Annotated in this window: 11 protein-coding genes; 9 read left to right on the top strand and 2 right to left on the bottom strand. The window is 43.1% G+C overall.

The features are described from left to right. Nucleotides 1-119: 119 nt before the first annotated feature. The 5 genes from ACF8FD_RS06745 to ACF8FD_RS06725 all read left to right on the top strand — a co-directional run bounded on the left by ACF8FD_RS06745 (nt 120) and on the right by ACF8FD_RS06725 (nt 5,789). Complete coding sequence (locus tag ACF8FD_RS06745; RefSeq protein ID WP_004694945.1) at nt 120-1,379, top strand: D-amino acid dehydrogenase; 1,260 nt, start codon at nt 120-122, stop codon at nt 1,377-1,379. 36 nt (nt 1,380-1,415) lie between these two features. After that, entirely contained in the window at nt 1,416-2,513 is a 1,098-nt protein-coding gene (alr, locus tag ACF8FD_RS06740; RefSeq protein WP_205667076.1) for an alanine racemase, read from the top strand. A gap of 37 nt (nt 2,514-2,550) precedes the next feature. Next, complete coding sequence (locus ACF8FD_RS06735; RefSeq protein ID WP_004694941.1) at nt 2,551-2,910, top strand: RidA family protein; 360 nt, start codon at nt 2,551-2,553, stop codon at nt 2,908-2,910. A 142-nt stretch (nt 2,911-3,052) separates the two neighbouring features. Then, the gene (locus ACF8FD_RS06730) at nt 3,053-4,495 is read left to right on the top strand and encodes an amino acid permease (RefSeq protein WP_004984251.1); all 1,443 of its coding nucleotides are present in this window, start codon (nt 3,053-3,055) and stop codon (nt 4,493-4,495) included. Nucleotides 4,496-4,682: 187 nt separating this feature from the next. Then, complete coding sequence (locus tag ACF8FD_RS06725) at nt 4,683-5,789, top strand: acyltransferase family protein (protein ID WP_392453281.1); 1,107 nt, start codon at nt 4,683-4,685, stop codon at nt 5,787-5,789. An 81-nt stretch (nt 5,790-5,870) separates the two neighbouring features. Here ACF8FD_RS06725 and ACF8FD_RS06720 read toward each other — a convergent pair whose 3' ends face one another. Together ACF8FD_RS06720 and ACF8FD_RS06715 are read right to left on the bottom strand one after the other, a co-directional pair. Then, on the bottom strand, nt 5,871-6,323 hold the full coding sequence (locus tag ACF8FD_RS06720) for a CopD family protein (protein WP_005011820.1): 453 nt from the start codon (nt 6,321-6,323) through the stop codon (nt 5,871-5,873). Between the two features lie 23 nt (nt 6,324-6,346). Next, entirely contained in the window at nt 6,347-7,576 is a 1,230-nt protein-coding gene (locus ACF8FD_RS06715; RefSeq protein ID WP_004694933.1) for a beta-ketoacyl synthase N-terminal-like domain-containing protein, read from the bottom strand. 278 nt (nt 7,577-7,854) lie between these two features. Between ACF8FD_RS06715 and ACF8FD_RS06710 the strand changes: the two genes are divergently transcribed. The 4 genes from ACF8FD_RS06710 to fusA all read left to right on the top strand — a co-directional run bounded on the left by ACF8FD_RS06710 (nt 7,855) and on the right by fusA (nt 12,755). Then, nucleotides 7,855-9,312 (top strand): EcsC family protein, encoded by a 1,458-nt coding sequence (locus ACF8FD_RS06710; RefSeq protein ID WP_392453280.1) that lies wholly within the window; start codon nt 7,855-7,857, stop codon nt 9,310-9,312. Between the two features lie 154 nt (nt 9,313-9,466). Next, a complete protein-coding gene (gene rpsL / locus ACF8FD_RS06705; RefSeq protein ID WP_002050319.1) occupies nt 9,467-9,841 on the top strand; it encodes a 30S ribosomal protein S12 in 375 nt (124 codons plus the stop codon). Nucleotides 9,842-10,018: 177 nt separating this feature from the next. Further along, on the top strand, nt 10,019-10,489 hold the full coding sequence (gene rpsG, locus ACF8FD_RS06700) for a 30S ribosomal protein S7 (RefSeq protein ID WP_004694929.1): 471 nt from the start codon (nt 10,019-10,021) through the stop codon (nt 10,487-10,489). A 130-nt stretch (nt 10,490-10,619) separates the two neighbouring features. After that, nucleotides 10,620-12,755 (top strand): elongation factor G, encoded by a 2,136-nt coding sequence (fusA, locus tag ACF8FD_RS06695; RefSeq protein WP_010326001.1) that lies wholly within the window; start codon nt 10,620-10,622, stop codon nt 12,753-12,755. The last annotated feature ends 91 nt before the right edge of the window (nt 12,756-12,846 follow it).

Below are 12,846 nucleotides of genomic sequence, written 5' to 3'. Positions count from 1 at the left end.
AATTTTAGCGCGACAAAAATGGCGATTTACCTAGATTATAATGTTAAAAACAGTGAAAAAAACTATTAACCTAAAAATATACTAGTTAAATAAACTAGTGTGTGTGTAAGGGATCAGTCATGCGTGTAATTGTCTTAGGTAGTGGTGTCATCGGTGTTGCAAGTGCGTATTACCTTGCACAACAAGGCGCAAGCGTTACGGTTTTAGACCGTCAAGCTGGTCCTGCTGAAGAAACTAGCTTTGGTAACGCAGGGCAAATCTCTCCAGGTTATTCTACACCGTGGGCTGCACCCGGTATTCCGTTTAAAGCCGTAAAGTGGATGTTCCAACACCATGCACCGTTAGCGATTAACATCGATGGTAGCATGTGGCAGTTGAACTGGATGGCACAAATGTTGAAAAACTGCAATCCACAAAGCTATGCTATTAACAAAGAACGTATGACGCGTGTTGCTGAATACAGCCGTGACTGTTTACGTGAACTGCGTAAAGAAACAGGCATTCACTATGAAAACCGTGCGAAAGGAACTTTGCAGGTTTTCCGTAATGAAGCACAGCTTGATGCAGTACAACGTGACATCCAAGTGTTAAAAGAATGTGGCGTCGACTATGAACTATTATTAAAAGATGACTTAGCCAAAGTCGAGCCAGCTTTAGCCTATGCCAAAGACAAACTGGTTGGTGGTTTACATTTACCGAATGATGAAACAGGTGACTGTTACCTATTTACCAATGCTTTGGCAAACCTTGCGAAAGACATGGGCGTAGAATTTAAATTTAACCAAAATGTTGAAAAACTAGTGGTTGAAGGAGATGAAATCAAAGGCGTAGTGGTTGATGGTCAAGTGCTTACAGCAGACCGTTATGTGCTTGCTTTTGGTAGTTATTCACGTGATTTCTTAAAACCATTGAATTTGAATTTGCCTGTCTATCCTGTCAAAGGCTATTCATTGACGATCCCAATTGTTGATCCTGCATTTGCACCGCAGTCTACGGTGCTTGATGAAACTTATAAAATTGCCATTACGCGTTTTGACCAACGTATCCGTGTGGGTGGTATGGCTGAACTGAGTGGTTTCAACCACGGTTTAAACCAAGACCGCCGTGCGACCTTGGAAATGGTGACTCAAGACTTATTCCCAGGTGGAAATTTAGCTGAAGCAAGTTTCTGGACCGGTTTACGTCCAATGACACCAGATTCTACGCCGATTATTGGTGCAACTCGTTTTAAAAACTTATTCTTGAATACAGGACATGGCACCTTGGGTTGGACCATGGCATGTGGTTCAGGCAAGCTTATTAGTGACTTGGTGATGAATCATCAACCAGACATCAGTACTGAAGGTCTATCGATTCAACGTTATCCTTCAGCAGCCTAATCCGTTTTAGGTCATATTGATTCAAGGAAGAAGAAAATGCCACGTCCAATTGCTGCAGTGATTCATATCCAATCACTGCAGCATAATTTAAATATTGCTCGCACGAAAATGCCGAATAGCCAAGTCTACGCGGTGGTCAAAGCCAATGCCTATGGTCATGGGATTGAACGTGTCTATCAAGCATTCAAATCTGCTGATGGTTTTGCGCTGCTCGATTTGGCGGAGGCGAAATGCATCCGAGCTTTGGGCTGGACAGGTCCAGTTCTGTTACTCGAAGGTATTTTCTCAGAGCAAGATCTATTTGACTGTCATGAGCTGGGTCTAAGCTTCAGTATTCATAGTGAATATCAACTCGAATGGTTAGCGCGTTTTCCTTTAGAGGCGCAGTTCGATGTTTATTTAAAAATGAACAGCGGCATGAATCGTTTAGGTTTCCGTCCTGAACAGTACCGTCAAGTGTGGCAGCAGCTTTCCAGCTTGCCTCAAGTTCAGCGTTTGACTCATATGATGCATTTTTCGGATGCCGATGGTGAGCGTTTCGGGCGTGACGGCATTGCGCATCAATGTCAGTTATTTGATGAGATTACCCATGATCTGCCGGGTGCGCGCTCAGTCAGCAACAGTGCATCTATCTTACGCCATCAGCAGCTGCAGTCGGATGTAATCCGCAGCGGCATCATGCTGTATGGCAGCTCTCCAGATTATCCAAGCCACTCGATTCAGGACTGGGACTTGCAACCAGCCATGAGTTTGCGCAGTGAGCTGATTGCTATTCAGCAGTTAAAAGCAGGCGATAGTGTCGGTTATGGCTCAAAGTTCATTGCTGAAAACGACATGCGTGTGGGTATTGTGGCTTGTGGTTATGCCGATGGTTATCAACGGATTACCGCAACAGGTACGCCTATTTTAGTCGATGGACAACGCAGTAGCTTGGTCGGACGGGTCAGCATGGACATGTTAGCAGTCGATTTATCTCACCTCCCAAATGCCCAAGTTGGCAGCGAAGTGGTGCTGTGGGGTACATCGAAACAGGGCACTGTGCTTAGCATTGATGAAGTCGCAGCAGGTTCAGGCACGATTGGCTATGAGCTGATGTGTGCTGTCACTGCACGTGTCAATTTTATCCAAGATTAAATTTTATTTTTATACAGTTTCATACAAGGAAAGACCTATGTCACATTCAGACATTCAAAAATTCAATACCAACGAAGTCATGAGTGCAGTCACTGTGTTTAATCAAGTGGTGTATTTGTCAGGGCAAGTGCCAAAAAATACCGACAATGATGTCGCAGGTCAGACCCGTGAAATTTTAGCAACGATTGATGAGCTTTTAGCTTTGGCAAATACAGATAAATCACGTTTGTTATCTGCTCAGCTTTACATCAAAAATCTCTCTGATTTTTCAACAGTCAATGCGATTTGGATTGATTGGATGAATGGTTGTGTAGCGCCTTCACGTGCCACGATTCAGGCTGATTTGGTTAATCCAAACTGGTTGATCGAAATTGCAGTGACAGCTGCACAAAACTAATTTTTTAAACTCTCCCCGTGTATATCAGCGCTTGGGTTTCAACCGAAGTGCTGATGAGCGTATAAATGCCGCCCGTTAGGATAACGAGCACTGTATGAACATGGTTTATACGCAAAAAAGGACTTTAACAGGATGTTAAATTATGACGACTACCCCACAAGCTGACGGTGCAAATGCATCATCGCATGAATTACAACGGAAATTATCCAACCGTCACCTGCAATTGATTGCCATTGGTGGCGCGATTGGTACGGGCCTGTTCATGGGTTCGGGAAAAACCATCTCTCTTGCTGGTCCTTCTATTCTGATCATTTATATGATTATCGGGACCATGTTCTTTTTCCTAATGCGTGCATTGGGCGAAATTTTATTGTCAAATTTGCACTATAAGTCGTTTATCGACATGGCTCATGATCTGATTGGGCCGGGTGCGGGCTATTACATCGGCTGGTCGTATTGGCTCGGTTGGGTCTTGGTCGGTATTGCGGACTTGGCCGCCATTATTAACTATCTCGGCTTTTGGCTCCCGCCAGACATGGCCTTTACTCCCATGGGGCAGGCTTTAATCAGTGTCGGCTGTGTGCTGTTTGTCCTTGGGTTAAATTTGCTGACTGTGAAACTCTTTGGTGAAATTGAATTTTGGTTTGCTTTAATCAAAATTTTAGCCATTTTAGGGCTGATCGTGATTGGTGGCTTTATGGTGTTTAGCCATTTCCAAGCACCGGGCGGTTCAGTTGCAAGCTTCAGTCATGTTTGGTCACATGGTGGTATGTTCCCTCAAGGTGGCAGTGGCTTTTTAGCAGGTTTTCAAATTGCACTCTTTGCCTTTGTCGGTGTAGAGCTGATTGGAACCATGGCTGCTGAAACCAAAGATCCTGAAAAGAACTTACCGAAAGCAGTGAATGCGATTCCAACCCGTATCATTTTGTTCTATGTCTTGTCATTATTTGTGGTGATGTCGGTGACGCCGTGGAATCAAATTCCTGCGGATCAAAGTCCGTTCGTTTCACTATTTTTACATGCAGGTATCCCGACTTCAGCCATCATTATGAACTTGGTGGTGCTGTCTTCAGTGATGTCTTCAATGAATAGTGGCGTGTTCTCTACATCACGTATGCTGTTTGGTTTGGCAAGAGAAGGGCAAGCACCACAGAGTCTAGCGCGTTTATCAAAACGTGCGGTACCAGCAAAAGGCTTATTCTTCTCATGTGCTTTTATCATGGCAGGTGCGGCGCTACAGTACTTTGTACCAAATACGGTTGAAGCCTTTACATTAGCCAGTTCATTGTGTGTGATTCTGTTCATTAGTATCTGGAGCATTATTATGGTGTGCTATATCCGCTACCGTAAATTGCGTCCTGAGCTACATGCAAAATCGACCTTTAAAATGCCGGGCGGTGTTTGGATGTCTTATGTGGTCTTAATCTTCTTGTTCTTTACGTTGATTATTTTGAGTCTAGAGGCGGATACTCTTCGCGCACTCATGATCAGTCCACTATGGGTGATTATTTTAGCCGTGACGTATCAATTGCTGTACAAACCGCGTATGAAAAAACGTCTGTTAGGGCAGCAACTGGATAACTAATTAACATTTATTCTTTACTCTTGATATTTGAAAGAAAGCCCTGCAAAAGCAGGGCTTTCTTTTTGCTTGAGCTGAATCAATAGGTTCTAATTCAGTGTTAGATCATTGTATGATTTTATATATAAAAGCTGTCTAAATCAGGTGATTTCACTTTAAATGAGGCACTTTAAAATTTTAATAATGATTTATGCGTAATTATAAAATCGACATTCTGCGTGGTGTGTCCATCCTATTGGTGCTGATTCATCATTTCAATATCCCTTATAAATTACACGATACCTTTCTCGGCATCCCCATTGGGAGTGAGAGCTTAAGTACCTTGATTGCAAGAAATGGCAACTATGGTGTGACCATGTTTTTTGTCATTTCAGGTTTTTTGATTACCCAGCATACCTTACAGCGTAGTGGGTCTTTGGCGCAGATTAAGCTGAAAGATTTTTATATCCGTCGTATTGCCCGCATCATGCCGTGTCTGGTGTTATTGGTTGCGATGGTCAGTGTGCTCGGAAGTTTAGGGTTGCAACCCTTTCTCAATCAGTCGCCCAATGGCGTAGAGGTGTCCTATGCTGTGACTATTCTTTCAGCTTTGAGTTTCTGGATGAATCTACTGATTATTGAATACGGCTGGGTGAACTATGCCTTGGGCGTATTGTGGTCTTTATCGGTTGAAGAGGTCTTCTATTTAGCATTTCCTGTCCTGTGTTTAGCACTGGGTCGAGGCAAAGGCTTTATTGTTTTTTTGCTCGCTGTCATCGCGTATGCACCGTATTTTCGTGCACTCCATTTTGGCGAGGAAAGCGGCGCTTATCTGTATCATTATTTCTCCAGCTTTGATGGAATTGCCATTGGCTGCCTCACCGCAATTTATGCGCAACATTTTAAAGGTACCATTTACAATCCCAACGTAATTGTTGCTGTGACAACGTTTCTGATGGCTGGTTTATATTTTTATGCACCCATCAAAGAGGTGAGTATTTGGGGCATCAGCGTATTTGCGCTACTTACGGCGTTACTCATATTGTGTTTTACCCAAGACCCGAAAGTTAAACCTACCTCATCCACGGCCCGCAGTTTGGTCTGGATTGGACAGCGTAGCTATGAAATGTATTTGTTTCACTTAATTGTTCTCGGCTTAATGAAAGTGGTGTATTTCCCAAAAGAAACTTTAGCGGCTGAAAAGCTGATGTTGTTGCCTGTTTATTTTATCGCGGTGTTTATTTTGAGTTGGGCGATTGAGAAATATTATTCGACCCCGCTCAATTTAAAAATTCGTCAATCTTGGATACGCTCGTAGCGCGGATCTTTAGCTGCGCTGTTAATTTTTTATAGGCATTAAAAAGCCCCGAATCAATCGGGGCTTTTTAAGTGTGGGATTTTAAAATGTCGGTTTAACCACGACTAAAATCACCACAGCAAATAAAATGAGGGTCGGCATTTCATTAAAGAAGCGCCAGAACTTGTGTGACTTGTAGTGCGCATGACCAATCAATTTCTTACGGTAATAACCGCAGACAAAATGGTAAATCACCAACAGTCCAACCAAGCCGACTTTGAGGTAGAACCACAGGGCTTCATGGTAGTGGCGCGTTGCATCACCCCAATCGACCAAGAAATGTGCCGTGATCAGTGTTGCAATCATCGACGGCCACATAATGCCACGGTACAACTTACGTTCCATGACCTCAAAACGTTGATGACTGACGGCATCATCACTCATGGCATGGTAAACATAGAGCCGTGGTAAGTAGAATAATGCAGCGAACCAACACACCACGGCAATAATATGTAATGCTTTTACCCACAAGAAAGCATCAGAAGGAGCATCCATCAAGTCACCCTAAAATGGGCGGCTTAGCCTTCCCACTTTTTGAAAATGAGACATGCATTTACGCCGCCAAAACCGAAACTGTTACTCATCACAGTATTCAATTTTGCGTCACGTTTTTCAAGCACGATATCAAATGGTTTTGCGCCTTCATCCAGTTCAGTCACGTTGATGTTTGGTGCAATAAAGTCATTTTGCATCATTAGGACTGAGTAGATCGCTTCTTGCACGCCAGCAGCACCTAAGCTATGACCTGTCATTGATTTGGTTGAGCTCAGTGGAGGAACTTGACCTTCGCCAAATGCACGTTCCATTGCTTTTAATTCAGTGATGTCACCCGCAGGCGTTGACGTACCATGCGTATTCACATAGTCAATTTTGTCTACGCCGTGTTGTTTTGCTTCTTCAAGTGCCATCAGTACACAACGTGTCGCACCTTCACCCGATGGCGCAACCATGTCTGCACCGTCAGAGTTTGCCGCATAGCCCACAACTTCAGCCAAAATGTTGGCACCACGTGCTTGCGCATGTTCTAAAGACTCAAGCACTACAAAACCGCCACCGCCAGCAATCACGAAACCGTCGCGGTCAGCAGAGTATGGACGAGACGCTGTTTCTGGCGTGTCATTGTACTTCGAGCACAGTGCGCCCATGGCATCAAACAACAAGCTTTGAGACCAGTGATCTTCTTCACCGCCACCCGCAAGCATTAAGTCTTGTTTACCCAATTGAATCAGGTTGTAGGCATAACCAATTGCATCAGCAGACGTTGCGCATGCGCTGGTAATGGTGTGTGCAACACCTTGCATTTTAAAAGCAACACCAACGTTTGCCGTAATGGTGTTCGACATATTACGTGGTACGAAGAACGGACCAACTTTACGTGCGCCTTTGGTGTCTAACAATTCTTTCATTTCAACTACAGATGCAGTTGAACCACCACCTGAACCGCCCGCGATACCATAGCGTGGGTTGCCACCAATTTGCTCTGCTGTTAAGCCTGCATTTTCAACCGCAGCAACTGCAGCATTGTATGCATACATGGCACAAACACCCATAAAGCGTTTTAGCTTACGGTCGATACCATCAAAGTCTTGTTCAGCAGCAGCGCTGATATGACTTTTAAAATTGAGTTCAGCATAGGTTGGGTTAAAACGTGTCCCAGAAATCCCGTTTTGTAATGCATGAGTAACTTCTTCCAAAGTATTACCGATACATGAGTTGATACCCATGCCAGTGATTACTACACGTTTCATTTAAAGATCCCTTATATGGTGGTTTTGCAGAGTTACGCTTAAAGATGAATCAACAATTTATTTCTAAGCCAATTGCAACTCTTATGTTTTCAATGCAGATCATAATAGCAGAAAGAATTTTTAATTCTTATGGCAAATCCTATGCCAATTTGACTTGTCTTAAAATCGGGAGCAGGGCATTTCAAATTTACTAAAAGATACATATTGTTATTGAGATAAATGCGTACTACACCTAGTATTTAGCTAGAAATCAAAGATTATAAAATACGGAGTACGGAATGGCCGATTCAAACAATAAACAGCGCAGTGGTTTCTTTTCAAATGCCTTCGGAGTGGCTAAAAAGCTCAGCCATACAGGTTTAAACATATTAAACCAAGTAAGCCCAGATACGGTCTCAGCACTGACCAATGCTACAACTGGTAATAGTGCGAGTACAAAAACAAAATCGAAAAATAAGCGTTATGAACAGCCCCAGCAAGTCTTAAAAGACCATCTGCCGACAGTATCACGTCATTTATTAGGGCGTCATTATGTCAACGTAAATCGAGTCGCGCATTTTGTGTCGCCACAACTTTCCGATAAAGCCGCAGATTATTTTTTTAGCCAGCTTAATCAATTTAGCTCGAGTATGAGCTCGGTCGATGCCGTTTTAGATGAAGCGGGCGTGCGTGATTTAGAAATGTTGACCCAAGATGTCGACCGTTCAAAGCGGATTAGTCAGGCACTGTCCGAACAAAATAAAATTATTGCTATCTTGCAAGGTGCACTGACTGGAGCAACGGGCTTTGTGGGCTCAACCGTAGATGTCCCTGCTTCCTTGGTGATGTCGTTACGTATGATTTACCAAGTGGGACGTTCTTATGGTTTTGACTTAAGTAAAGAATCCGATCAAGACATCGTCCAGTTTATTTTTAAACAGATTGATCTTGGGCTGATTGCAGAAAAACAAACTTTGTTGATGGCGATAAAAGCCATTTCAAGTACCTTGCAAACGCACGATGTCTCTCAGTTACAACAGCTTTTAGGTTCAAGTAATGAGATTGAAGCCTTAAAGAAATGGTTGACCAATGCCGATGGTCAGCTGAAATGGGGGCAGTCGATTGCTAACCTCTCGCTACTGAATAAGTTAGCCAAACTTACACCAATTGCCAGTGCAGGGGTAAGTGCAGTTTATAGTTTGCGCCTTGTTGATGATGTACACCAAAAAGCACAACTGGTTTTTTCACAAGCCCGCCAGTATATCATCCAACAAAAAGATACCAGTCTGAGTGCTTTAACAGCATATGAACGCTCACTTGAGCTTTTGGTGAAAGCCTCACCACGACTGCTGTCACAGCGCAGTACATCAGATACCGATAGCTCAGATTTGAAGCTTGGGGCTGAAGTGGAGTTAAATGGTCATCAAAGTATTGCTAAGGTTAAAATCCAGAAAAAGTCCGACAAAGTCACAGCGCCTGTCGCAACCGAAGAGCGTGTTCAACAAGGGCTAGAACAGCTCGCAGATCAAATGGTTGAACCCCATGATGCTGTCACACCGCAGCAACCAGCCCTACAAATAGAAGAAGATCTTGCAGACTTATATGCAATGGATGAGGTTGAAGACACCACACACAACAATCGTGAGTCTTTTACGGAAAATGAACCTGACATAGCTTCAAAAGTGGCAGCGCAACCTGCAGTAGAGCCGACAGAAAAAAAGGTTACAAAAAGACGAAATGCTCCAAGTAAAAAATAAACCTTTTAAAATAGATAGAAATTTGTAAAAGCCCTGATTTGGTCAACATTACATGTAGTTTGAAATGTTGACCATTTTTACGTCTTAGCTTACAATTGCATGCCCTCAAAAAGTCGTCTTTTTTTGGGTTTTTTATTAACGGGAGAATTGCCAAATGGCAACAACAAATCAGTTGATCCGTAAGGGTCGTACGACTTTAGTTGAAAAATCTAAAGTTCCTGCGTTGAAGGCTTGTCCACAACGTCGTGGTGTTTGTACACGTGTTTACACAACTACACCTAAAAAACCTAACTCAGCAATGCGTAAAGTTTGCCGTGTGCGTTTAACTTCTGGCTTTGAAGTTTCAAGCTACATCGGTGGTGAAGGCCACAACCTACAAGAGCACAGTGTTGTTCTTATCCGTGGTGGTCGTGTTAAAGACTTACCAGGTGTACGTTACCATACCGTTCGTGGTTCTTTAGACTGTGCTGGTGTGAAAGATCGTAACCAGTCTCGTTCTAAATACGGTACTAAACGTCCTAAGAAATAATCTTTCGAGATTAACTTCTTAGTTCGCTAGAACTGCAATCCTTTATCGTCTCGCTTGTCTGATTTCTGCATTAATTTTGTGAAATTCAAGCGACGTGTAGTAAGGCCAGCGAAAGCACATGACACTTTGTGCTACGGCTGGATTAACCTGAAGTGTCATATATATAGGTAGTTTAAAATGCCAAGACGTCGCGTAGTTGCTGCTCGTGAAATCCTTCCGGATCCTAAGTTCAGCAGCCAAACAATCGCTAAATTCATGAACCACGTAATGCAAGATGGTAAAAAATCTATTGCTGAAAGTATCGTTTACGGTGCTTTAGACCGCGTTCAAGAAAAAAACAAAGTAGACCCAGTTGAATTTTTCGAGACTACTCTTGAAAAAGTTCGTCCTATGGTTGAAGTAAAAGCACGCCGTGTTGGTGGTGCTACTTATCAAGTACCTATGGAAGTACGCCCATCCCGTCGTACTGCTCTAGCTATGCGTTGGTTAGTAGATGCTGCTGCTAAGCGTTCTGAAAAAACTATGGCTTTACGTCTTGCTGGTGAGTTGCTTGATGCAGCTGAAGGTAAAGGCGCAGCGGTTAAAAAACGTGATGACGTGCATCGTATGGCTGAAGCCAACAAAGCATTCTCTCACTACCGCTTCTAAGCGACTAAAACAGCCCCTATTCAGGAGGGTGATAGCTTGGCTTACGCCAAACTGTCATCGAATCGCTTTAAGCTGTTCGTCAGCTTAAAGCGCCTGTTTTAAACAACAAAATTTAGGAATGCAAGAAATCATGGCTCGTCAAACCCCAATTTCTCGTTATCGTAACATTGGTATTTCTGCGCACATTGATGCTGGTAAAACCACGACTACAGAACGTATTTTGTTCTACACAGGTGTATCTCACAAAATTGGTGAAGTACACGATGGTGCAGCAACTATGGACTGGATGGAGCAAGAGCAAGAACGTGGTATTACCATTACTTCTGCTGCTACGACTACATTCTGGTCAGGTATGTCTAAACAGTTCCCTGAACACCGTATCAACGTAATTGATACACCGGGACACGTTGACTTCACAATTGAAGTTGAACGTTCTATGCGTGTTCTTGATGGTGCGTGTATGGTTTACTGTGCTGTAGGTGGTGTACAACCTCAGTCTGAAACTGTATGGCGTCAAGCGAACAAATACCAAGTGCCTCGTTTAGCATTCGTGAACAAGATGGACCGTACTGGTGCCAACTTCTTCCGTGTTGTTGAGCAAATGAAGACACGTTTAGGTGCATCTCCAGTACCTGTAGTAATCCCTGTTGGCGCTGAAGAAAACTTCCAAGGCGTAATCGACTTGATCGAAATGAAAGCGATCATTTGGGACGAAGCTTCACAAGGTATGAAGTTTGAATACGGTGAAATCCCGGCTGAACTTCAAGCTACTGCTGAAGAATGGCGTGTAAACATGGTTGAAGCTGCTGCTGAAGCTTCTGAAGAGCTAATGGACAAATACCTAGAAGAAGGCGATCTTTCTAAAGAAGATATCGTTAATGGTCTACGTGTTCAAACTTTGGCTTGTCAAATTCAACCAATGCTTTGTGGTACAGCATTCAAAAACAAAGGTGTTCAACGTATGTTGGACGCAGTAATTGAATTCTTACCATCGCCTACAGAAGTTAAAGCGATTGAAGGTGTTCTTGACGATAAAGCTGAAACTAAAGCGATTCGTGAAGCATCTGACGAAGCTCCGTTCTCTGCACTTGCGTTCAAAATCATGAACGATAAATTCGTAGGTAACTTAACTTTCGTACGTGTTTACTCTGGTGTTCTTAAACAAGGTGATTCTGTTTATAACCCAGTTAAATCTAAACGTGAACGTATCGGCCGTATCGTGCAAATGCACGCGAACGATCGTCAAGACGTTGAAGAAATTCGTGCGGGTGATATCGCTGCGTGTGTAGGTCTTAAAGACGTAACTACAGGTGATACACTTTGTGATGAGAAAAATGTCATCACACTTGAGCGTATGGAATTCCCAGAGCCAGTAATTGCATTGGCTGTTGAACCAAAAACTAAAGCTGACCAAGAAAAAATGTCAATTGCTTTAGGTCGTTTGGCTAAGGAAGATCCATCATTCCGCGTTCGTACTGATGAAGAGTCAGGTCAAACAATCATCGCTGGTATGGGTGAACTTCACCTTGACATTATTGTTGACCGTATGAAGCGTGAATTCGGTGTTGAAGCAAACATTGGTAAACCAATGGTTTCTTACCGTGAAACGATCAAAAAGTCAGTTGAACAAGAAGGTAAATTCGTTCGTCAAACTGGTGGTAAAGGTAAATTTGGTCACGTATACGTACGTTTAGAGCCAATGGATGCTGATGCTGGTAAAGACTACGAGTTCGCTGAAGAAGTTGTTGGTGGTGTAGTTCCTAAAGAATTCTTCGGTGCTGTGGATAAAGGTATCCAAGAGCGTATGAAGAATGGTGTCCTTGCTGGTTACCCAGTTGTTGGCATCAAAGCTACATTGTTTGACGGTTCTTACCACGATGTCGATTCGGACGAATTATCGTTCAAAATGGCAGGTTCTTATGCCTTCCGTGACGGTTTCATGAAAGCAGATCCTATCTTGCTTGAACCGATCATGAAAGTTGAAGTAGAAACTCCAGAAGACTACATGGGCGATATCATGGGTGACTTAAACCGTCGTCGTGGTATGGTTCAAGGTATGGATGACTTGCCTGGCGGTACTAAAGCAATTAAAGCTGAAGTTCCACTTGCAGAGATGTTTGGTTACGCGACTCAAATGCGTTCTATGTCTCAAGGCCGTGCAACATACTCTATGGAATTTGCTAAATATGCTGAAACTCCACGTAACGTGGCTGAAGGCATTATTTCTAAATTCCAGTCTGGCGGTAAAAAAGGTGACGACGAGTAATCTTTCGATTACTATAAGCCCAAACTAATTCATAGTTAAAAACCAAGTGCTCATGCAGTGATCCTGCATGAGTAGTTTAAAAAGGAAGATC

Origin of the sequence: Acinetobacter sp. TYF_19 (assembly GCF_043105125.1) — a bacterium.
Classification (GTDB): domain Bacteria; phylum Pseudomonadota; class Gammaproteobacteria; order Pseudomonadales; family Moraxellaceae; genus Acinetobacter; species Acinetobacter johnsonii.
This window is presented reverse-complemented; position numbering and strand designations above follow the sequence as displayed.